Genomic DNA, 22161 nt, shown 5'->3' on the forward strand with positions numbered 1-22161 from the left:
CTCCCGCCGCCCCCGCGGCCCCTGGTGAGACCCGCATCACTCACAACACGATGCTAGGGCGTGCCGGCGACATGGCATCGGTTGTCCACAGGGCCGGCCGCGGCGGTTGTCCACAGGCACCCCCGCCCCGTCCGCCCCGTCTGGTCCGTCCGGTCACCTGCCGGGAGTCGGCGCCGGGCCTATGCGGCGCCCCGTCATCCGCGCGGGGAAGATCGCCAGCCACAGCCGGCGGTCGTCGCCCGCCCAGGGGGTGGTGTACGCCTGCTGGTCCAGTCCGCGTGCGGCGGCGTCCCCGGTGACGGCGCGCGCGGTGCCGACGACATTGACGCTCCAGCCCTGACGTACCGCGTCATCGACATGGTCGACCTCGAAGACGACCTCCTGGTCGGCTGCCGCCGCCGCTGCGGTGCCCGGGGCCGTTCGGTACGCCAGTGAACCGTCCTCCGCCACCACGTAGTTGACGGGAACGACAGCGGGACCGTTGCGTGTGTTCACGGCCACCCGGCCGACACCGTGCGTGGAGAGCACGGCACGGCAGTCCTCTTCGCTCAGCGTCCCGAACTCGGTCTCGGGCGAATCGTTCTGGGCTCGGTCCGTCATGACTGACCACATCCCTCGGTCGTTTCGGGTTTTCCCTGCCCGCTGCCCGCTGCCCGCTGCCCGCTGCCCGTAGCCCCCTGCCTGCTGTCCGCCTGCTGTCCGCTGCCTGTTGTCCGTCACCGGCGGCTTCCCACGGCTTCTCGTGGCATCCGCCGTCAGTCGCCGATCGTCAGCACGTCCCCCACGGGACGGCGTGGTGTCCGGGGGCCGCGGGGCCCGTAGCCCAGGCGCAGGACCATCTGGACATGGCCCCTGCCGGACACCGGGTCGCGCAGCAGCCACCGGAGTTCGGGATGTTCGAGTGCCTGAGTCGCGGGCGTACCGGACACCCCGTGCAGGGTGGCGAGGAGCAGGACACGCTCCATGGCCTGCCCCGCGCGCAGCCAGTCGGCCGGTCCGTCTTCCGGGGTGCTCAGCAGGGAGAGGTGGGGCCGGTCCTCGAAGTCCGCCACGGCTCTGCCGGGCACCACACCCGTACCGGCGAAATCGCGCACCGGAGCCCCACCGCCCCCCTTGCGGGGTCCGAAGGCGTAGTCGGGGACTCCGTCGGCGGACGAATCGGACGCGGCGTTCCAGGTCCACTGCCTCAGCTCGGCTTCCCTTTCGGGGGCCATCCGGTTGTATCCCTCGGCGTCCTGGATCAGATCCAGGACGAACTGGAGGTGCGGTCCGGTGAGGAAGGTGAGTTCGGCGCCCTCCTGCCGGGCGGCGCGGACGAGTGCGCGCCGTACCTCCTCCGGCAGTTCCTGGTCCGTGAAGGGCTGGCGGCTGGTGTGCCGGTCGTGGATCGCCGGGTGGAGCGCGCGAAGTCCGTCGTTCTGTGCCTCCGCCGCGGTTGCCGTCGCGGCTGCCGTTCCGGTCGTCCCGGTCGTCGCGGATTCGAGTCGTACGGTCGCCAGGAGTGAGGGATCGCGGGGGTCGGGCAGCAGCGTCGTCACCGGGCGGAGCGCCTGGTGGACGGCCGCCACCCGGAGATTCAGCAGTGCGGCACCGCAGCCCAGGTGCAGGCCGGCCAGGGTGGGGTCGGGGTACGACAGAGCGCGGTCGAGGTCCGCGGAGAGCGCGAGGGTGCGGCTGTCCGGGGTGTAGTGGAAACGCCACGGCTGGGCGTTGTGCATCGAAGGCGCGGCCGTGGCGTCGGCGACCAGGCCGTTCACCATCGTTTCGTCAAGCGCGGGTGACAACACGGCTGCTCCCGGATGAGTGGGTGCTCCCGGACGGACGATCCCCGTTCCCCTCCAGCGTGCTCCCGGGGCCGGGCCGGCGGCAGGGGCCGTAAGGCCCTGTCCCGGGACCCGTCGGCCTGGAAGCCCGAGCCGGCCGTTTCCTCTTTTCCCGCCATGGAGGCTCCCGTCATGGACGGTCCCGCCATGAGGGCTTCCCTCGATGAAGGGCCGGTTCTTCCCCTGATGAGGGGCCGAGTGGCTCATGGTGCCGGGTGGCGGGGCCGGGGACCGTGGAGAGGTGGCCGCAGTCCGGCGGCCGGGGCCCGAGGCCCCCGGGGCCCATGGCCACCGAGCCCGAGCCCGAGGCCCATGGTCATGAAGGGAGCAGTGAGGACATGGATCACCGCAGGATCAGTGAGCTGATGACCCGCGATGTGGTGAGCGTGCGGCCCGAGACGCCTTTCAAGGAGATCGCCAGGGCGCTGGCGGACCATGACATCAGCGCCGTACCCGTGGTCGACACCGCGGGCCGTCCGGTCGGCGAGGAGACGAATCAACGAATCAATGGGTCAACTCAATGGGTCAACGAGTCAACGAGGAGATGCGCGTCATGAAGGCATTCGTCTTTCACGGGCCCGGACAGTCCTCCTGGGACGAGGTCCCCGAACCCTCGGTCAAGGACGGGGCGGACGTGATCGTCCGCGTCGACTCCGTCACCATCTGCGGCACCGATCTGCACATCCTCAAAGGGGACGTCCCGGAGGTCGTCCCCGGGACCGTCCTCGGCCATGAGGCCGTCGGGGAGGTCGTGGAGGCGGGCGGTGACGTGCACACCGTACGGCCCGGGGACCGGGTCCTGGTGTCGTGCATCTCGGCGTGCGGGCGCTGCCGCTTCTGCCGCGAGGCCCGGTACGGCCAGTGCCTCGGCGGCGGGGGCTGGGTGCTGGGACATCTCATCGACGGGACCCAGGCCGAGTATGTGCGCGTACCGTTCGCCGATCTCTCCGTCCACCGGCTGCCCGGCTCGCTGGACAGCCAGGACGCGGTCCTGCTCGCCGACATCTTCCCCACCGCCTACGAGGTGGGGGTGCTCAACGGCCGTGTCCGGCCCGGTGACACGGTGGTCGTGGTCGGGGCGGGACCCATTGGCCTGGCGGCCATCGCCACGGCACGGCTGTTCTCACCGTCGCGTGTGGTCGCGGTCGATCTGTCGCGGCCGAGGCTGGAGGCGGCACGCAGGTTCGGCGCCGACGCGGTGGCGGACGCGGCGGAGGACCCCGTACATCTGGTCCAGGATCTGACCGAGGGGCTCGGAGCCGATGTGGCGATCGAGGCGGTGGGACTGCCCGAGACCTTCGAGCTGTGCGCTCGAACGGTCCGGCCGGGCGGACACATCGCCAATGTCGGGGTCCACGGCAAGCCGGCCGTACTGCACCTCGAAGACCTGTGGATCAAGGACGTGACCATCACGACAGGGCTCGTGGACACCTTCTCCACCCCGATGCTGATGGACATGACCGCCGCCCGGCGGCTGCCCACCTCGTCGCTGGTCACCCACAGCTTCGAACTCGACCGGATGGAGGAGGCGTACGAGGTGTTCTCGGCGCCCGAGAGCGGAGCGCTCAAGGTCGTCCTGGAACGGCCCGCGGCGTAAGCGCGTTGCTTCTTCAAAACCGCGCTGCTTCTTCAAAACAGAGTCAAGTCAGAGCCGGGGCCAAGTCAGAGCTGCGGGCGCGTCAACGGCGGCTCGACCGGTCCGATGCCCGGACCCACGAGCGCGCACTCGACGTCCACCACCCCTTCGACCGCGCGTGTCAGGCGGGCCGCCAGCGGGACGAGAGCGGTGTCATGGATCTGGCCGCTCAGTGTGACCACGCCGTTCACCACGGTGACCCGCACGTTCTCGCGGGACACCAGGAAGAGGTGGTCGACGACGTCCTCACGCACCTCCTCCGCGAGATCCTCGTCCGACCGGAGGAACACCTTGAGCAGATCGCAGCGGCTGACGATTCCGTCGAGCCTTCCCGAGGAGTCGACCACGGGCAGCCGCTTGAGGGTTCTCCGGGCCATGGCACGTGCCGCCTGGGCGAGGGTGGCGTCCTCCCGGACCGTGACGGCGGGGGCGGTCATCACCTCCGCGGCGGTCACCGCTCCGGCCTTGCGCAGATCGTCGAGGCGCCGCATCTGTTCCACGCGGCCGGGATCCGAGTCCCGGAACTCCTCCTTGGGGAGCAGATCCGCCTCGGACACCACGCCGATCACCCGGCCGTCGTTCCCCAGGACCGGCAGGGCGCTCACGTTCCACCTCTCCATGGTGTCCACGATCTCCTTGAACCCGGCCTCCGGGCTGACCGAGACCACGGCATGCGTCATCACATCGCTCACGGTGTGCGGAGTGTGATGCATGATCCCTCCTCCAGCGGATTGAACGGACAGGCCTGTCAGCAACCGGTCCCTGCCAGCAACCGGTCCCTGTCATGAACTGGTTGCCACTACGACACTGGTCGCCACTACAACAAGCGTGGGTCCACCGACCCGCCGGGCCCATGGGCTGACCGGCCCCCGCTCCGGTCCGAACGGCCCACACCGGCCCCGTACCGCCCCCACACCGGCGATCCGGTCGGCCTCCAGACCAACAGGACCTGTCGGAGGAACCGTTCAGCGCGATGGACGTGTGGGGACGTGTGGGGCGAGGAGAGCGCGTGGCTTTGATGACGCGTGGCTCCGATGAACCGTTCAAGGCGTCAAGAACGGGGGAAGTCCCTTTCCCAGTGCGATTGAGCGCCCGACAGGCGCTCGTTCCGGACAGAGGGAGAGAGCAATGCGGGTTCCGATGACCGTGGCGGACTTTCTCGACCGGGCGGAGCGGGGGTTCCGTACCAGCCCGGGTGTGGTCGATGAGCAGGATCAACCCGGTCCGCCCGTGCCCGTGTCGACGTACGGGCGGCTCGGCGAGCGGGTACGCGCCTGGCAGGCGGGGCTCGACGCGCTCGGTGTGGGGGAGGGCGAGCGGGTGGCGGTGGTGAGCCACAACTCCGCCCGCCTGCTCGAACTGCTCTTCGCGGTGCCGATGAGCGGGCGGATCTGTGTGCCCGTCAACTTCCGTCTGAAGCCAGAGGAGATCGAGTACGTGGTGCGGCAGAGCGGCGCCTCGGTCCTGTTCGTCGACCCCGAGCTGGACGCCGCGCTCTCCCGGATCAAGGCGCGCCACCGCTTCGTCCTGGGCGAGCAGACCGAGGCCGGACTCATGCGCTTCGGCGTCGAGCCGCGCCCGTGGTCGAGGCCGGACGAGGACGCCACCGCGACGATCAACTACACGTCGGGAACCACCGCCCGCCCCAAGGGTGTTCAACTGACCCACCGCAACATCTGGGTCAACGGGCTCACCTTCGGGCTGCACACCCGGGTGTGGGAGCGGGACGTCTATCTGCACACGTTGCCGATGTTCCACTGCAACGGCTGGGGGATGCCGTTCGTGATGGCCGGACTGGGCGTCAAACAGGTGGTGCTGCGCAAGGTGGACGGTACGGAGATCCTGCGCCGGGTCGACGAGCACGGAGTCACGCTGATGTGCGGCGCGCCCGCGGTCTGGAACGCGGTGCTGGACGCGGCGGCGTCCTGGGAAGGGGAGATCCCGGGCCGTGACCGGGTACGGATCGTCTGCGCGGGTGCCCCGCCGCCGAGCAGGATGATCCAGCGCGTGGACGAGGAACTGGGCTGGGAATTCACTCAGATCTACGGTCTGACCGAGACATCACCCCTGCTCACCTTCAACCGGACCAGGCCCGGCGACGAGGACCTGCCCGCGGAGGAACGCGCGCGCAGGCTCTCCCGCGCGGGACTCCCCGCGCTCGGCGCCAGGCTGAAGGTCTCCGAGTCGGGGGAGGTCCTGGCCCGGTCGAACGTCGTACTCGACGGGTACTGGGACAAGCCGGAGGAGACCTCGGCCGTCCTTGAGGACGGCTGGTTCCGCACCGGCGACGGCGGCACGTTCGACGACGCCGACGGGCATCTGACGATCTCCGACCGGAAGAAGGACGTGATCATCACGGGTGGCGAGAACGTGTCGTCGATCGAGGTGGAGGACACGATCTTCAGTCACCCCGCGGTCGCGGAGGTGGCCGTCATCGGTGTGCCCCACGAGAAGTGGGGCGAGACGATCAAGGCCCTGGTGGTCCTCGTGGACGGCGGGACGGCCGAGGAGGCCGACATCATCGCCCACTGCAAGCAGCGGATGGCCGGCTACAAGGCGCCGACGTCCGTCGAATTCCGCGATGCCATCCCCCGCACGGCGACCGGCAAGATCCAGAAGTACAAACTCCGCGAGCCGTACTGGTCCGGCCTGGACCGAGGAGTCAACTGACCGGCGGACCTGCCGTCGGTCACGCTCGCGGTGGCGCGCATGGCCGCGACAAGGCCGACGCACCTGAAAGCCGTGGGCAGCCGGAACGACGAGGCTGGTGCGCTACACGGTGCTGCTCTGCTCGGCTGCCGCTCTACTCGGTGCTGAGCTGGCGCAGGTTGGTCTTGGTGAGTTCGAGGATCTCGTCGCCCCGGCCGGAGAGGATGGTCCGGGTGGCGAAGAGGGTGAAGCCCTTGAGCTGCTCAAGGGTGATCTTCGGGGGCAGTGACAGCTCGTGCCGTTCGGTGCGGGCGTCGATCAGTGCCGGTCCGTTGTGCGCGAAGGCCGCGCGCAGGACGTCCTCCAGATCGTCGGCGCGTTCGACGCGCGCCGCGAACAGGCCGGAGGCGCGGGCGAGGGCGCTGAAGTCGGGGTTGTCGAGACCGGTGCCGTAGGTGACGATGCCCGCGGCGGTCATCTCCAGCTCGACGAAGGACAGCGCCGAGTTGTTGAAGACGACGATCTTGACCGGCAGGTCCAGTTGGCGCAGTGTGATCAGTTCGCCGAGCAGCATGGCCAGGCCGCCGTCGCCCGACAGGGCGACCACCTGGCGGCCGGGCTGACTGGCCTGGATGCCGATCGCGTGCGGCAGCGCGTTGGCCATCGAGCCGTGGTTGAAGGAGCCGATGAGCCGCCTCTCGCCGTTCATACGCAGATAACGTGCGGCCCAGACCGTGGGGGTGCCGACGTCGGCGGTGAAGGCCGCGTCACGCGCCGCCAGCCGGTCGATCGCGGCGGCGACCTGCTGCGGGTGCATGGGGGAGTCGGTGGGTCTGGCCTCGGCCAGCCGGTCCAGACGGGCCCGCACCCGCCGGTAGTGCCCGGTCATCCGCTCCGCGAAGTCGTTGTCCGTCCGGTGCTCCAGCAGGGGAAGCAGCGCCTGCGCGGTGTCCTTGACGGTCCCCACCAGCGGGACCTCCACCGGCGTGCGGCGGCCGATCTGCTCGCCGCGCACGTCGACCTGCACGACGGGGACGTTCTCGGGGTAGAACGACCGGTAGGGGAAGTCGGTGCCGAGCATCAGCAGCGCGTCGCAGTGCTCCATCGCCCGGTAGCCGGAGCTGTAGCCGATCAGCCCGGTCAGCCCGACGTCGTAGGGGTTGTCGTACTCGAGGAAGTCCTTGCCGCGCAGTGAGTGGACCATCGGTGCCTTCAGCGCCGCGGCCAGGGCCACCGCCTCGTCGTGGGCGCCCGCACAGCCGGCCCCGGCCAGGACGGTCACCCGTCCGGCGGCGTTGAGGACGCGTGCCGCATGCGCGAGCGACCGGTCGTCCGGCCGGACGACCGAGGCCGACTTGAACACCGGGCGCGGCGTCGGCGAGGAGGCGGCGCGGTCGAGGAACAGCTCGCCCGGGACGACCACCACCCCGACGCCGCCGCGCTCCAGCGCGGTGCGCATGGCCATCTCCAGCAGCCTCGGCACTTGCTCGGGCACGCTCGCCATCTCGCAGTACACACTGCACTCGCGGAACAGTTCCTGAGGGTGTGTCTCCTGGAAGTAGCCCCCGCCGATCTCCACACGCGGGATGTGCGCGGCGATGACGAGCACCGGCACCCGGCTGCGCTGCGCGTCGAACATGCCGTTGACGAGATGCAGGTTCCCGGGGCCGCAGCTACCGGCCGCGACGGCGAGTTCGCCGGTGACACCCGCCTCGCCGGCGGCCGCGAACGCGGCGGCCTCCTCGTGCCTCACATGCGCCCAGACGATGCCGCCGTCACGGCGCAGGGCGTCGGTGAACCCGTTGAGGGAGTCTCCCGGCAGGCCGTAGACCCGCCGTACGCCGGAGGCCTTGAGCGTAGAGACGATGGCATCCGCGACCGTGACGGCCATGCGTTCCTCCTGCGTGTTCAGGGGCTGTGAGTGGGGTGGCGCTCCACCCGGTCGGCTCGCTTGCCACAGCACACGCCACGTGCCCAGGCCCCCATACGTCGGCCGCACAGTGCAGATTGGCGCCTTTAGTACAACGCGCGCATATACGGCGCGCAAGCTGTGGACCGTGCGACCGGGACATGCCACGAACGGTCCCTGATGGCCAGGAACCGTTCGTGGTGCCGCCGGACTTCTCGGCGCGCCCCGAGCCGTTACTGCGACACCGACCCGCCAAAGACGCGACGGGTCGGTGTCGCAGTTGTAGATGACGTGTGTTGTTCAGGACGCCTCCGCCTGCCGGGCTGAGGCACTTGCCGCTGTTGTAGTTCAGGGGATAACTGCCGAACGCCGCCGCCGCTCTCGGCAGTGCCTCCGCCGAGGGCGAGACCCGCGGCGCTGTCGGTGCCGTCGGCGCCGCGCCCGAAGTCGAGGCGGCCGGCGCGGCGAAGGCCGTGCCGCCGATCGCGGCCAGAGCCGCCGTGAGCAGTCCCGCGGCCTTGAAATGCTTTTTTTGCCATCGTCTGATTTCCTTTTCGGGCGCGGAGGAATGAATGCGGGCGGACATCCTTGAAATCATTTCCCGGATGCCGGGCGCCGCGCTCCGAGTCCGTTACTCAGAAAGGCCGAAATGAACGTCCGGATTTGCAGAAAAGTTTTTACTGAAGCGGAATGCCTCAGGGCATCGGGCCCTCGTTCGTGGCATGCGGTGCGAACAGGTCCAGAAGACGGGTCCTCGCCTCGTGCAGCCGATACGCGAGGACCCCGCCTATCCAGAGCGCCACCGCCTGCCCGAAGACCGGATCGGCGCGGCACATCCGCCGTACGTCCTCGGCGTCGAACTCATAGGTGCGTACGAGAGTCATTGCCTCCGCCCCGAGCTGCCAGGTGAACGGCGGGAAGAGCCAGGACCATCCGACGAGACTGCCGGCGCCCAGCGACCCGACCTCGGCCGGGCGGCGGCCCGGCACCCGCACGTCGAGGATCACGCAGCCGCTGCGCACTATCCAGAAGCGGTCGGCGGACTGCCCCTCGTCGAAGAGACGGGTGCCCTCGGGGAAGTTCACCTCGCGCGCGCCGCGCATCAGGCGTTCTCTGTGATGGATGGGGAGCGCGTGCAAGGTGGTGTCAATGGTGGTGGTCATCAGTGCCGCCTCCTCGGAAAATGCCGCGGCGGCCGGCCCACGAACCACCCGGCGGCCTGCGGGTTCTTCCTCTCCAGACTCCATCAGGAATTCGCCCCGCGCTATGGGGCATGCGCTTCCGTACGGAGAGTCCTGCCGGCCCGCTCCCCGGGGACGGCGGAGAATGGGGCAATGCCCATGCAGCCGGACGACGACAGCCAGCGGGACGGTCGACAGGACGGCCACCGGCCGGTTCGCCATGAGACCGCCGACGAGCGCGCCGACCGGAACATGGCCGAACTCCTCCAGGAGCTGCGGGTCGTCCAGACCGGGGTGCAGATCGTCTTCGCCTTCCTGCTCGGTGTGGCCTTCACCAACCGGTTTCCCGAACTCGACGAATTCCAGCGCATCACCTACGTGGTCACCCTGCTGCTCACCGTGGTCTCCTCCGCACTGCTCGCCACCCCCGTCGCCGTGCACCGGGTCCTCTTCCGCCAGGGCGTCAAGCGCCGGATCGTGAATCTGTCCGGACGGCTGGCCGAAGCGGGGCTGGTCTTCCTCGCCCTCTCGCTCAACGGCGCCGTTCTGCTGCTGATGGACGTCGTGCTCAGCCGGACGTCGGCGATCGTGATCACCGCGGTCTCGTGCGCCATGTTCGCCGGGCTGTGGTTCGGGCTGCCGCGCGTGCTGCGCCGTCGTTGACGCCCTGCACCGAGACGCCCTTCGTCGACGCTTTCGCGACGGTCCTGCCGGTTCAGGTGTTTTGGGGTTGGATGGAAAGAGTTCCCGATACGGGCCGCAGAGCCCCGGGAGAGGAGGCGGATCATGCGCTTCGTCGACCGAACGGCCGCCGGGAGACGGCTGGCCGAAGAAGTGGAACGGATGGATCTCGTCGACCCCGTGGTGCTGGGCCTGCCGCGCGGCGGGATCCCGGTCGCGTACGAGGTGGCCCGGGCGCTGCATGCGCCGCTCGATGTGATCGCCGTACGCAAGCTGGGCGTGCCGTACCAGCCCGAGCTGGGATTCGGCGCGATCGGCGAGGAGGGCGTACGGATCATGAATGACGATGTGGTCCGCGCCGCCCGGGTCGGCGCGCGCGAGCGCGCGGCGGTGGAGGAGGACGCGCGGGCCGCGCTGGAGCTGCGGCTGCGGCGCTATCGGGGCGACCGCCCGCCGGTCGGGCTCAGGGGCCGTACGGCGGTGATCGTCGACGACGGCATCGCCACCGGCTCCACCGCGTCCGCCGCCTGCCGGGTGGCGCGGGCGCGCGGCGCGGCCCGGGTGGTGCTGGCCGTACCGCTGGCACCGGCCCAGGCCCTGGCCTGGCTGCGCCAGGAGGCGGACGACGTGGTGTGCCTGTCGTCGCCGGAGTACTTCGGCTCGGTCGGCCAGTGGTACGTGGACTTCGCGCAGACCGGCGACGACGAGGTGGCTGCCCTGCTCGCCCGGGGTGCGATGCCGGACGACGGCGGGACCGTACGTATGAGTGCCGCTACGGGTACGGGCACGGGTGCGAGCCCTGGACCCGGCCGCGGAACGGGCACCGGGCCCGGCACCGGAACCGGGCCCAGTACCGGCACCGGTACGGGTACGGGTACGGGCTTCGGTACGGGTACGGGCATGGCGGATCCCGAGGTCGTCGTGAGCGCCGGGCCGGTCCGGCTGCCCGGGAACCTGGTCCTGCCGGACGGAACGCCGGGCGTCGTGGCCTTCGCGCACGGCAGCGGAAGCAGCCGGCACAGCCCGCGCAACCAGGCCGTGGCCACCGCCCTGAACCGGGCCGGCCTCGGCACCCTGCTGTTCGATCTGCTCTCGCCCGACGAGGCGATGAACCGTACCAATGTCTTCGACATCGGGCTGCTGGCCGAGCGGCTCACCCTGACCACCCAGTGGCTCCTTCGTGAACACGCCCTGCCGGTCTGCTACTTCGGCGCCAGCACCGGCGCCGCCGCGGCCCTGATGTCGGCGGCCGAGCCGCACATGGACATCGCGGCGGTGGTCTCGCGCGGCGGCCGTCCCGATCTCGCGGCGGGCCGGCTCGCCGAGGTACGGGCGCCCACGCTGCTGATCGTCGGCGGAGCGGACACCGAGGTGCTGCGTCTCAACCGGCAGGCGGCCGACCGGCTGCGCTGCGAGTACCGGGTGGCCGTGGTGCCGGGCGCCACGCATCTCTTCGAGGAACCCGGCGCGCTCGAAGCCGTGGCGGAACTGGCCGCCGAGTGGTTCGCCGGGCATCTGTTCCCGCGCGGAGCCGCCCTGGGTCCGCACCCGGGCCGCGAGCGCTGAACCGCACCCACGCCTCGGCCCCCCCGGCAGGCAGCGAGCACCGCAGGCAGCGAGCCCCGAGGCAGCGAACACCGAAGGCCGCGGGCGCTGAAGCGGGATCTCACGCGCCCGCCGAGACCAGTTCGTCCGCCGGGCCGTTGACCGGACGCGGAGTGCCCGTGAGGTCGAGGACGAAGAGCGGCACGCTCAGTTCGTCCGCGCGGGCGCGGGCCTCGTCGGCGTACCCCGCGAGGGAGAAGAAGACACTCACCACGGACGCGTTCAGCCCGTTCAGCCAGAGGCACTCGACGGCGCGCGAAGTGGCCGGGCGGGTGGTCGGGTCGACCTGGGCGAGCACGCCGGGGCCGCGCAGATCGATACCGGCGGGCCTGCCCGGCCTGCCCTCCCCGGTCCGGATGACGCTCTTGAAGCCCAGCCAGCGCAGATAGAGCGCCGCGGCCGTCACCGCGTCGTCGGCGGTACGGATCGTCAGCGGGCGGAAGGAGGGGCGCGGCGTCGCGGCGGTCCGGGGCAGCGGGATATGCGTGGGCGGGCCGTCCCGACGCGGATCCGGCAGGGGTTCCGCCACGTCCGCCGGATCCGCCGCGGGGCCCGCCGCCCGGGAGGGGTCCGCCGGGCTCGCCGTCCCCTCCCGCCGTACCGGGATCCGCAGCATCGCCCCGCACGGGCAGCCCAGTTCCGGCCGTGGCCAGTGGTCCTCCCGCCCGCAGGCCGCACAGCGGACCCGCACCCACTCCTCCGCCCAACTGCGCTGCGTGACCGGCTCGACCGGAGCGCCCATGGCCAGCGAGGGCGCCACCGGAGCCCCGCACGCGCAGGAGTGCACCGATGCCACAAAGGTGTGCCTACGGCCGCAGGACGGGCAGCTCACCGGGATGCTCTCGCCCACCCGGCACCCCTCTCAGGCTTGCTGGTTCTACGGCCGCGCCGCGCCCGCCGCGCTCCGTCGTTCCATGGTCCACCACCGGCGCGGCCATGACGAGGGCACATGCCGCCAGGGCGCGGGCCATGGGGAGGGTCTTCGGCCATCCCTTGACGCCGTACCCGGTCCATCCTAAATTGATTCCGTATCTCAGAACTAAACTTCCGCATTACGGAATCGACTCTCAGGTGGCGCGACAGAGCCCGAATCCGCCGGCCGAAGCAGGAGTACTCCATGCCTCGAATGACCGCTGCCCGCGCGGCAGTTGAGATCCTCAAGCGCGAGGGCGTGACAAACGCGTTCGGTGTGCCGGGCGCCGCGATCAACCCCTTCTACGCAGCACTGAAGGCCTCCGGCGGGGTTCATCACACGCTCGCCCGCCATGTCGAGGGCGCCTCGCACATGGCCGAGGGCTACACCCGTACGCACCCGGGCAACATCGGTGTCTGCATCGGTACGTCCGGGCCCGCCGGCACCGACATGATCACCGGCCTCTACTCCGCGACCGGTGACTCGATCCCGATCCTCTGCATCACCGGCCAGGCACCGACCGCGGTGATCCACAAGGAGGACTTCCAGGCCGTCGACATCGCCTCGATCGCCCGGCCCGTCACCAAGTCGGCGACGACCGTCCTGGAGGCCGCGCAGGTGCCCGGCGTCTTCCAGCAGGCCTTCCATCTGATGCGCTCGGGCCGCCCTGGTCCTGTCCTCGTCGATCTGCCGCTCGATGTCCAGCTCACCGAGATCGAGTTCGACCCCGAGACGTACCAGCCGCTGCCGGTCTACAAGCCGGCCGCGAGCCGCGCGCAGATCGAGAAGGCCCTCGCGATGCTCAACGCGTCCGAGCGCCCGCTGATCGTCGCGGGCGGCGGTGTCATCAACGCCGACGCCTCCGAACTGCTGGTCGAGTTCGCCGAGCTGACCGGGACCCCGGTCATCCCGACCCTGATGGGCTGGGGCGCCATCGCGGACGACCACGCGCTGAACGCCGGAATGGTGGGCCTCCAGACCTCGCACCGCTACGGCAACGCGACCTTCCTGGAGTCGGACTTCGTCCTCGGCATCGGCAACCGCTGGGCCAACCGTCACACCGGGAAGCTCGATGTCTACACCCGGGGCAGGAAGTTCGTCCACGTCGACATCGAACCCACCCAGATCGGCAAGATCTTCGCGCCCGACTACGGCATCGCTTCGGACGCGGCGGTCGCGCTGGAGCTGTTCGTCGAGGTCGCGAAGGAGCTGAAGGCCGCGGGCGCACTGCCCGACCGCGCCGCGTGGGCCGCCTCCGCGCAGGAGCGCAAGGCCACGCTGCACCGCCGTACGCACTTCGACAATGTGCCGCTCAAGCCGCAGCGGGTGTACGAGGAGATGAACCGGGCGTTCGGTCCCGAGACCCGGTACGTCACCACCATCGGCCTCTCCCAGATCGCCGGCGCGCAGATGCTGCACGTCTACCGGCCGCGCCACTGGATCAACTGCGGCCAGGCCGGACCGCTCGGCTGGACCATCCCCGCCGCGCTGGGTGTCGCCACCGCCGATCCCGAGGCCACGGTCGTCGCCCTCTCCGGGGACTACGACTTCCAGTTCATGCTGGAGGAACTGGCGGTCGGCGCGCAGCACCGCATCCCGTATGTGCATGTGCTGGTGAACAACTCGTACCTGGGGCTGATCCGCCAGGCACAGCGCAACTTCAACATCGACTTCCAGGTCAATCTGGAGTTCGAGAACCTCAACTCGCCCGAGTTGGGCGTCTACGGCGTCGACCATGTCAAGGTCGCCGAGGGCCTGGGCTGCAAGGCGATCCGGGTCACCGAGCCGGACGGGCTGCTGCCGGCCTTCGAGGAGGCGAAGAAGCTCGCCGCCGAGTTCCGGGTCCCGGTCGTGGTCGAGGCGATCCTGGAGCGGATCACGAACATCTCGATGAGCGGTACCGACATCGCGAGCGTGAACGAGTTCGAGGATCTCGCCACCGAGCCGTGGCACGCGCCCACGGAGATCCTGCCGTTGACCTGACCCCCGACCGGTCAGTGGCGGAGGGACACGGCCCCCGCGCCGGGAGCGTTCCGGTGCGGGGGCCGTCGTCTGCCTACCGGCGTACCGGCGGCTCTGTGCAGCCGTACGCGGCCGTTCCGGTGCAGCCGTCCCCGTGCGGCCGTACGGTCCCGGGCCCGGCTCGCGACGGGCATGCGGAAGAGCGCGGAGTACGGGAGGGTTCCGTACTCCGCGCTCTTCCGTACGCCGTACGCGCGTGGCCTCACGTACGTACGCCGGGCAGGCCGGGCGGCGGCAGCGCCTGGGCGCGACAGGACAGGTGTCAGCGCTGGCGCCGCCCGGGGTCAGGGGGCCGTGCCCGGCCGGGAGGCGTGGAGCAGCCGGGACGGCCGGACCTGGTCACCGGTGGTCAGACCTGGTCACCGGAGAGGCGCTCGACGGAGCGCAGCAGCGCGGAGTGGTCCAGGCCGCCGTCGCCCTGCGCGCGCAGGGAGGCCACCAACTGGGCGACCACGGCGCCGACCGGAAGCGCGGCCCCGACATTGCGCGCGGCGTCCGTGACGATGCCCATGTCCTTGTGGTGCAGATCGATCCGGAAGCCGGGCTTGAAGTCCCGGTTCAGGAAGTTGTCCTTCTTCCGGGTCAGCACGGTCGAGCCGGCCAGACCGCCGTTGAGGACATCGAGGGCCGCGGTGAGGTCGACCCCGGACTTCTCCAGGAAGACCACGGCCTCGGCGCACGCCTGGATGTTCACCGCGACGATGAGCTGGTTGGCGGCCTTCACCGTCTGGCCCGCGCCGTGCGGCCCGCACAGCACGATGGTCTTGCCGAGGGCCTCGAACAGCGGCTTGGCCGCGTCGAAGTCGGCGCGCTCACCGCCCACCATGATGGAGAGGACCGCCTCGATGGCCCCGGCCTCGCCGCCGGAGACCGGGGCGTCCAGCACCCTGATGCCCTTCCCGGCCGCGTTCTTCGCCAGATCCACCGAGGTCTGCGGGGTGATGGACGACATGTCGATCAGCAGCGCGCCGCTCCTGGCGTTCTCCAGGATGCCGTCCTCGCCGTACGCGACGGCCTCGACCTGCGGGGAGGCGGGCACCATCGTGATGATGACATCGGCGTCCCCGACCGCCTCGGCGACCGAGCCGGCGACCGTACCGCCGGCCGCGGCCAGCCGGTCGAGCTTGGGCTGCTCCAGGGTGTAACCGGTCACCGAGTAACCGGCCTTGATCAGGTTCTCGGACATGGGCGAGCCCATGATGCCGAGGCCGATCCACGCGATCTTGGGAAGATTACTCATGAGGTGCCCTCTTTCAGCACACGCGCGCGCTTCTCGACACGCCCGTGAAGGTGGTCAGTTGGCGAGCCAGCCGAAGGCCTCGGCGCTCGGGCGGTCGCCCGGCTTGTACTCCAGGCCGATCCAGCCGGCGTAACCGGCCTTCCGCAGCCGCCCGATGAGATCGTCCAGCGGCAGCGCACCGGTGCCCGGAGCACCACGGCCCGGGTTGTCCGCGATCTGTACGTGGCCGGTCCTGTCGGCGTACCGGTCGATGACCCCGGGCAGGTCCTCCCCGTTCATCGACAGGTGGTAGAGATCGAGCAGGAACGCGGCGTTGCCGAGCCCCGTGGCCTCGTTGACCCGGTCGACGACCTCGATCGCGGACTCGGCGCTCACCAGCGGATAGCGCGGGGACTCCGGCTTGTTGAGCGTCTCGATGAGCAGGGTCGCCCCGGTCTCGTGGGCCGCGCGGGCGGCCAGCACGAGATTGTCCAGGGCGAGGGCGTCCTGGACGTCCGGGGCGACACCCTCGACGCGATTGCCGTACAGCGCGTTGAGCGCGCGGCAACCCACGGAGTCGGCGAAGCCGGCCGCGACCTCGACATTGGCGCGGAACCGCTCGGATTCCTCACCGGGCACGGAGAGCGCGCCGCGGTCGGGCCCCGGAAGCTGTCCGGCGTAGAAGTTCAGCCCCACGAGCTGGGTGCCCGCGTCGTCGAGCGCGTTCTTGAGGGCGGTCAGCTCGGCCCCCGGCGGGGTGGGGGTGTCGATCCAGGGCCACCACAGCTCCACCGCGCCGAAGCCCGCCGCCGCGGCGGCCGCGGGGCGCTCCAGCAGGGGAAGCTCGGTGAAGAGGATGGACAGGTTCACATCGAAGCGCTGCTCGGTGCCGCGCCCGTTCGTGGAGAGAGGGGCCATGAGGAGTCAGGCGCTCCTTCCGTATTGCGGAAGTCATCTTCTGCTTGATGGAAAGCCTGCCCGTGGGGCTCCTGGGCTGTCAAGAGGTGACGGGGGAAGACGGCGGAAATCCGGGGCTGCGCGGCGCCCCCTCCGCGCGGTGGGCGGCCCGGCGCAACGAACCGCCGCCGAACGGCCCCATGACGTCGCATTCTTGCGTCCGCGCGCAACATCCGCGGCTTGAGCGCCGTCTCGTCCGGTTCCTATCGTTGAGGCATCCCGTTTTCGGTCCGGCATCCCGCCGTAGCCCGTCGCGTTCCCCCGTCGTGTTCACGTCGCGTTCCCGTCGGCGAGAGGAAACCCCGTGCCGCCCGTCCGCGTGCCCCGGCCCCGGCGCTATCTCACCTGCGAACCCCGCCACTTCGCCGTCAGTTACGCCATCAACCCCTGGATGCGCCTGGACGAGCCCGTCGACACCGCCCTCGCGCACGCCCAGTGGGAGTCGCTCGTACGCGCCTACCGCGGCCTCGGCCATACGGTCGAGTCGGTGCAGCCCATCGTGGGACTGCCCGACATGGTGTTCGCGGCCAATGCCGCGCTCGTCCTGGAAGGCAAGGTCTTCGGCTCCCGTTTCCACGCGGCGCAACGCCAGCCCGAAGCCGGCGTGTACGCGGCGTGGTTCAAGGAGGCGGGATACGAGACGCACACCCCCGACGCGGTGTGCGAGGGCGAGGGGGACTTCGTACCGGTCGGCGGACTCGTCCTGGCCGGCACCGGCTTCCGTACGACCCCCGCGGCGCACCAGGAGGCCCAGGAGTTCTTCGGGGTGCCGACGGTCGGGCTGCGGCTCGTGGACCCGTACTTCTACCACCTGGACACCGCCCTGTTCGCCCTGGACGACGAGAACGTCGCGTACTACCCCGGGGCGTTCTCGCCCGGGAGCCGCGGTGTCCTGGAGCGGCTCTTCCCGCGGGCTCTGATCGCGAGCCGGGAGGACGCGATGGCCTTCGGGCTGAACTCCGTCTCCGACGGGCGCCATGTGGTCGTCGCGCCCGAGGCGGTGGGGCTCATCGGGCAGCTCGCCCGGGACGGGTACGTACCCGTGCCCGTCGATCTGTCGGAGTTCCACAAGGCGGGCGGCGGGGCGAAGTGCTGCACCCAGGAGATCCGGGGCTGATGACGGGGCGGCCGGTCGTGGACGGCCGGCCGTCGGCAGTCCACGGCCCGCCGTCCAGGACGGACGGCCGCCGGCAGTCGGTCGTGGACGGTCGGTCCCGGTGGGTCACGGCCGGCCGAAGCGCGTTTCCCTTCGGTTAGGGTCGTCCTCGACCCGGGGCGCGGCGCGATGGAGGCACAGTGCGACTGAGAGTCGAGTTCACGACCGAACCGTTCGACCTCGACGAGGCGCCCGCGCACGCGGTGGTGGCCCGTGAGGTGGTCATGGGGGCCGCGCTGGACTCCGTCGACGTGGGGCCCTTCGGCAATACGGCGGAGGGCGGCGCCGAGGCCGTACTGAACACCGTGGACACCTTGCTGCGGCGGTCGCTGGCGGCCGGGGCGACGCGGGTGTCGCTCCAGGTCAATGTGATCGAAACCGGCGAGACAGCCGGGGCCGGGGGCGCCGAGCCCGGCGAGCGCGGCGAGTCAGGCGTGAGTGCGGGGGACGGACGATGAGCGGGCCGCCGGACCATCCCTTTGTGACGGCCGTCAAGCCGCTGGTCGACGCCATCGGCGGGGAACTGATCGCGCCGCACGAGGCCCGGCCCGACGATGTCTTGCTCGCCTGGGAGGGCGAGAACGTCCTCGCCGTACGGCTGCCGCAGCTCTCGGAGTCCCTGGACCACATCCTGGCCGGTCTTGAGCGCCGGCACGGCATGCCCCTCGCGGAACTGGACCGCAGGACCAAGCAGTCGGTCGTACGGATACTGGAGGCGCGCGGCGCCTTCTCGATGCGGCATGGTGTGGAGACGGTGGCGAGCGCCCTCGGGGTCAGCCGCTTCACCGTCTACAACTACCTCAACCGCGAGAACGCGGCGAGCGCGGCGAAGGGCGAGCAGCCGCCGGCCTGAGGCGGCTCCGCCGTATACGAGATTTCAACAAAGTGTTGACGGTCGGGTGCCGAGGGCGTTAGCTATGCGCAGCCCGCCCAGCACAGCCACGGAGGCTCCCGTGACGTCGACTCCGACTCCGACACCGGGCCTGGTCCGGTTCAACACCCTCCCCGACAGCGAGTTTCTGGCCCTGCTGCACGAGGTGTGCGCCAGCAGCGCGTGGGGGAGGAAGCTGCTCGCCCGCCGTCCGTACGCGACCGAGGACGCGCTTCTCGCCGCCGCCGACACCGCGATGGGTGAACTGACCGACACGGATCTGGCCGAGGCGATGGCCGGGCATCCGCCGATCGGCCGGCCGGAGCCCGGGGACGCGGTCTCGTCCCGTGAGCAGCGGGGGATGGCCGGCGCGTCCGAGGCGCTCAGGGCCGAGATGCTCGAACTGAATCTGGCGTACCAGGAGCGGTTCGGACATGTCTTCCTGATCTGTGCCACCGGCGCGACCGGTGAGCAGCTGCTCGACGCGCTCAGGGAACGGCTGACGCACACGCCGGAGCAGGAGCGTGCCATCGCGCGCACCGAACTCGGCAAGATCAACCGCATCCGGCTGGCCCGTCTCGTGACGAAGGACCTCGTGACGAAGGACCTCATGGCGGAGGGCCTCGTGACCGAGGACCTTGTGGCGGGGGACCTCGTGGCCCGGGACTTCGCGGCAGAGGGCGACCACTCATGAGCGCCGGCACCGCGACCACCGCCTCCGTGTCCACTCACATCCTGGACACCAGCGTCGGGCGCCCGGCCGCGGATGTCGCCGTCGCGCTCGCGGCCCGTACCGGCCCCGACGCGGGCTGGCAGGTGCTCGGCGACTCGCGCACCGACGCCGACGGGCGCTGCAAGGACCTGCCGGCGCTGCCGGAGGGAACGGCTCAGGTACGTCTCGAATTCGCGACCGGGGAGTATTTCGCCAACGGGATCACCAGCACCAGCGGGAATAAAGCCGAGGAGCAGGGGCGGGAGACACCGCGTCGGAGCGACAGCGGTGCTTTCTTCCCCTCGGTGACGGTCACCTTCACCGTCATCGCCGGTGAGCACTATCACGTACCGCTGCTGCTCACCCCGTTCGGCTATTCCGTATACCGAGGGAGCTAGCGGAAATGCCCACGATGCTCGGCCAGAACCAGTACGGAAAAGCGGAGACCCGCGTTGTCAGGATCACCCGGGACGGCCGCACCCACCACATCAAGGACCTGAATGTCTCCGTCGCTCTCCAGGGCGACATGGCGGACGTGCACTATTCCGGTTCCAACGCGCATGTGCTGCCGACCGACACCACCAAGAACACGGTGTACGCGTTCGCCAAGGAGCACGGAATAGAGTCGGCCGAGCAGTTCGGCATGCGTCTCGCCCGGCATTTCGTCACCAGCCAGGAGCCGATCCACCAGGCGCGCATACGGATCGAGGAGTACGCCTGGGACCGCATCGCCGCCGTGGACGGACCTTCGCATGAAGCGGACAGACCTTCGCGCGAAGCGGCCTCCGGCGCGTCGGCGCACTCCTTCGTCCGTACGGGCCAGGAGACCCGCGTCACCCAGATCACCTTCGACGGCGAGACCTGGGAGGTGATGTCCGGCCTCAAGGATCTGACCGTGATGAATTCGACGGACTCCGAGTTCTGGGGCTTCGTCAAGGACAAATACACCACGCTCCGCGAGGCGTACGACCGTATTCTCGCCACCGAGGTCTCCGCGAGATGGCGCTACCACTGGTCGGGCGACGACGAACCGATGCCGGACTGGGACGATTCGTACGACCGGACGAAGCGGCATATCCTCCGGGCCTTCGCCGAGACCTATTCGCTCTCGCTCCAGCAGACCCTTTACCAGATGGGCTCGCGCGTCATCGAGAACCGCGGGGAGATCGACGAGATCCGTTTCTCCCTGCCGAACAAGCACCACTTCCTGGTCGATCTGGCGCCCTTCGGGCTGAAGAACGACAACGAGGTCTATTTCGCGGCCGACCGTCCCTACGGTCTGATAGAGGCGACCGTCCTGCGCGACGGAGCCGAGCCGCGCATTCCGCTCGACCTCACCCGTCTCTGAGCCCGGCCCCGAGCCCATCTTCGAGCCCGGCTCCGAGGCTCCGAGCCGGCACCGTCTCTGAAGTCAGGGAGAGGAACCGCCATGGCGGCTTCGCGCATCGTCATCGAGAACTGCGCCATCGCGACCGTGGACGCCCACGACACCGAGTACGCCTCGGGGCATGTGGTCGTCGCGGGCAACCGGATCGAGTCCGTCGGCCCCGGCAGGGCTCCGGCCGGCCTGGACGGTGTGGCACGCCGTATCGACGGCACCGGCCATCTCGTCACCCCCGGCCTGGTCAACACGCACCACCACTTCTACCAGTGGATCACCCGCGGCCTCGCCACCGACCACAATCTCTTCGACTGGCTGGTCGCGCTCTATCCGGTCTGGGCTCGGATCGACGAGCCGATGGTACGGGCGGCCGCGCGCGGCTCACTCGCGATGATGGCCCGCGGCGGGGTCACCACCGCCATGGACCACCACTATGTCTACCCGCGCGGTACGGGCGACCTGTCGGGCGCGATCATCGGGGCCGCGGCCGAGACAGGCGTACGGTTCACCCTCGCCCGCGGCTCCATGGACCGCGGCCGGTCCGACGGCGGACTGCCCCCGGACTTCGCCGTCGAGACCCTCGACGGCGCGCTCGCCGCCACCGAGGAGACGGTCGACCGCCACCACGACAGCGCCTTCGACGCGATGACCCAGATCGCGGTCGCGCCCTGCTCGCCGTTCTCCGTCTCCACCGAACTGCTCAGGGAAGGCGCGGAGCTGGCGCGCCGCAAGGGGGTGCGGCTGCACACGCACGGCAGTGAGACCGTGGAGGAGGAGCAGTTCTGCAAGGAGCGGTTCGGAATGGGCCCGACCGACTACTTCGAGTCGGCCGGCTGGCTCGGCTCCGATGTGTGGATGGCCCACTGCGTCCATATGAACGACGCCGACATCGCCGCGTTCGCCCGTACCGGTACGGGAGTCGCGCACTGTCCGTCCTCCAACGCCCGGCTCGCGGCCGGGATCGCCCGGGTCCCGGACATGCTCGCGGCGGGCGTCCCGGTCGGCCTCGGGGTCGACGGCACGGCCTCCAACGAGTCCGGCGAACTCCACACCGAGCTGCGCAACGCCCTGCTCATCAACCGTCTCGGTGCACGCGGCGAAGCCGCCCTGAACGCCCGTCAGGCACTGCGCCTCGGTACGTACGGCGGCGCCCAGGTCCTGGGCCGCGCCGGGCAGATCGGCTCGATCGAGCCGGGCAAGCTGGCCGACCTGGTGCTCTGGAAGCTGGACACCCTCGCCCATGCCTCGATCGCGGACCCGGTGGCGGCGCTGGTCCTCGGTGCCGCCGCGCCTGTCACGCTCTCCCTGGTCGATGGGCGGACGGTGGTCGAGGACGGGCGTCTGACCAGGGTGGACGAGGACGAGGTGGCCCGCTCCACCCGCGTGGAGGCGCGGCGGCTCGCGCGGATCGCCGCGGAGTCCTGAACCTGTCCCGCGACCACCTGG

At 70.3% G+C, this 22161-nt stretch carries 21 protein-coding genes; 13 read left to right on the forward strand and 8 right to left on the reverse strand.

Features of this window, described 5'->3' with window-relative positions; translation table 11 throughout:
• Positions 1–153: 153 nt before the first annotated feature.
• Together WH07_RS29050 and WH07_RS29055 are read right to left on the reverse strand one after the other, a co-directional pair.
• Positions 154–600, reverse strand: coding sequence for a pyridoxamine 5'-phosphate oxidase family protein (locus tag WH07_RS29050; protein ID WP_052744593.1), 447 nt, complete (start codon positions 598–600; stop codon positions 154–156).
• Positions 601–755: 155 nt separating this feature from the next.
• Positions 756–1787: an Acg family FMN-binding oxidoreductase gene (locus WH07_RS29055; protein WP_332836380.1), complete on the reverse strand. Its 1032-nt coding sequence runs from the start codon at positions 1785–1787 to the stop codon at positions 756–758.
• Between the two features lie 320 nt (positions 1788–2107).
• On the opposite strand from WH07_RS29055, the gene WH07_RS42260 reads away from it, so the two are divergent.
• Complete coding sequence (locus WH07_RS42260; RefSeq protein WP_408645950.1) at positions 2108–2380, forward strand: CBS domain-containing protein; 273 nt, start codon at positions 2108–2110, stop codon at positions 2378–2380.
• Positions 2377–3420, forward strand: coding sequence for a zinc-dependent alcohol dehydrogenase family protein (locus tag WH07_RS29065; protein ID WP_046506318.1), 1044 nt, complete (start codon positions 2377–2379; stop codon positions 3418–3420). The genes WH07_RS42260 and WH07_RS29065 overlap by 4 nt, the downstream gene beginning before the upstream one ends.
• A 65-nt stretch (positions 3421–3485) precedes the next feature.
• On the opposite strand, the gene WH07_RS29070 is transcribed toward WH07_RS29065, so the two are convergent.
• Positions 3486–4172 (reverse strand): CBS domain-containing protein, encoded by a 687-nt coding sequence (locus tag WH07_RS29070; RefSeq protein WP_046506321.1) that lies wholly within the window; start codon positions 4170–4172, stop codon positions 3486–3488.
• 415 nt (positions 4173–4587) lie between these two features.
• On the opposite strand from WH07_RS29070, the gene WH07_RS29075 reads away from it, so the two are divergent.
• Positions 4588–6129 (forward strand): AMP-binding protein, encoded by a 1542-nt coding sequence (locus WH07_RS29075; protein WP_046506327.1) that lies wholly within the window; start codon positions 4588–4590, stop codon positions 6127–6129.
• Between the two features lie 133 nt (positions 6130–6262).
• Here WH07_RS29075 and poxB read toward each other — a convergent pair whose 3' ends face one another.
• Positions 6263–7999, reverse strand: a complete 1737-nt coding sequence (gene poxB, locus WH07_RS29080) for a ubiquinone-dependent pyruvate dehydrogenase (RefSeq protein ID WP_046506330.1) — start codon at positions 7997–7999, stop codon at positions 6263–6265.
• A gap of 713 nt (positions 8000–8712) precedes the next feature.
• Positions 8713–9180, reverse strand: a complete 468-nt coding sequence (locus tag WH07_RS29085; RefSeq protein WP_046506333.1) for a cyclic nucleotide-binding domain-containing protein — start codon at positions 9178–9180, stop codon at positions 8713–8715.
• A gap of 171 nt (positions 9181–9351) precedes the next feature.
• On the opposite strand from WH07_RS29085, the gene WH07_RS29090 reads away from it, so the two are divergent.
• Together WH07_RS29090 and WH07_RS29095 are read left to right on the forward strand one after the other, a co-directional pair.
• Complete coding sequence (locus WH07_RS29090; protein ID WP_332836381.1) at positions 9352–9861, forward strand: DUF6328 family protein; 510 nt, start codon at positions 9352–9354, stop codon at positions 9859–9861.
• Between the two features lie 123 nt (positions 9862–9984).
• A complete protein-coding gene (locus WH07_RS29095) occupies positions 9985–11445 on the forward strand; it encodes a phosphoribosyltransferase family protein (RefSeq protein WP_046506336.1) in 1461 nt (486 codons plus the stop codon).
• Positions 11446–11545: 100 nt separating this feature from the next.
• Here the strand turns inward: WH07_RS29095 and WH07_RS29100 are convergent, their stop codons facing one another.
• Positions 11546–12334: a hypothetical protein gene (locus WH07_RS29100; protein ID WP_046506339.1), complete on the reverse strand. Its 789-nt coding sequence runs from the start codon at positions 12332–12334 to the stop codon at positions 11546–11548.
• Positions 12335–12610: 276 nt separating this feature from the next.
• Here WH07_RS29100 and gcl point away from each other — a divergent pair, with 276 nt between their 5' ends.
• Positions 12611–14380: a glyoxylate carboligase gene (gene gcl, locus WH07_RS29105; RefSeq protein WP_046506341.1), complete on the forward strand. Its 1770-nt coding sequence runs from the start codon at positions 12611–12613 to the stop codon at positions 14378–14380.
• Positions 14381–14768: 388 nt separating this feature from the next.
• Here gcl and WH07_RS29110 read toward each other — a convergent pair whose 3' ends face one another.
• Positions 14769–15659 carry a 2-hydroxy-3-oxopropionate reductase gene (locus WH07_RS29110; protein ID WP_046506344.1) on the reverse strand — a complete coding sequence of 297 codons (891 nt, stop codon included), beginning with the start codon at positions 15657–15659 and terminating at the stop codon, positions 14769–14771.
• Positions 15660–15713: 54 nt separating this feature from the next.
• The gene (locus WH07_RS29115) at positions 15714–16556 is read right to left on the reverse strand and encodes a TIM barrel protein (protein WP_046506347.1); all 843 of its coding nucleotides are present in this window, start codon (positions 16554–16556) and stop codon (positions 15714–15716) included.
• A 343-nt stretch (positions 16557–16899) separates the two neighbouring features.
• Between WH07_RS29115 and ddaH the strand changes: the two genes are divergently transcribed.
• From ddaH to WH07_RS29150, 7 genes are all read left to right on the forward strand, one after another.
• The gene (gene ddaH, locus WH07_RS29120) at positions 16900–17712 is read left to right on the forward strand and encodes a dimethylargininase (RefSeq protein WP_232789095.1); all 813 of its coding nucleotides are present in this window, start codon (positions 16900–16902) and stop codon (positions 17710–17712) included.
• 179 nt (positions 17713–17891) lie between these two features.
• A complete protein-coding gene (locus tag WH07_RS29125; RefSeq protein WP_046506350.1) occupies positions 17892–18209 on the forward strand; it encodes a hypothetical protein in 318 nt (105 codons plus the stop codon).
• Positions 18206–18604, forward strand: coding sequence for a helix-turn-helix domain-containing protein (locus WH07_RS29130; protein WP_046506355.1), 399 nt, complete (start codon positions 18206–18208; stop codon positions 18602–18604). The genes WH07_RS29125 and WH07_RS29130 overlap by 4 nt, the downstream gene beginning before the upstream one ends.
• 64 nt (positions 18605–18668) lie before the next feature.
• Complete coding sequence (uraD, locus tag WH07_RS29135; protein WP_079023646.1) at positions 18669–19316, forward strand: 2-oxo-4-hydroxy-4-carboxy-5-ureidoimidazoline decarboxylase; 648 nt, start codon at positions 18669–18671, stop codon at positions 19314–19316.
• Positions 19313–19732 carry a hydroxyisourate hydrolase gene (gene uraH, locus WH07_RS29140; RefSeq protein WP_046506358.1) on the forward strand — a complete coding sequence of 140 codons (420 nt, stop codon included), beginning with the start codon at positions 19313–19315 and terminating at the stop codon, positions 19730–19732. Before uraD ends, uraH begins: the two co-directional genes overlap by 4 nt.
• Before the next feature lie 5 nt (positions 19733–19737).
• Positions 19738–20682 carry a factor-independent urate hydroxylase gene (gene pucL, locus WH07_RS29145; RefSeq protein WP_046506361.1) on the forward strand — a complete coding sequence of 315 codons (945 nt, stop codon included), beginning with the start codon at positions 19738–19740 and terminating at the stop codon, positions 20680–20682.
• Between the two features lie 81 nt (positions 20683–20763).
• Complete coding sequence (locus tag WH07_RS29150) at positions 20764–22140, forward strand: 8-oxoguanine deaminase (protein ID WP_046506364.1); 1377 nt, start codon at positions 20764–20766, stop codon at positions 22138–22140.
• Positions 22141–22161: the final 21 nt, after the last annotated feature.

Origin of the sequence: Streptomyces odonnellii, assembly GCF_000981895.1 — a bacterium.
GTDB lineage: Bacteria > Actinomycetota > Actinomycetes > Streptomycetales > Streptomycetaceae > Streptomyces > Streptomyces odonnellii.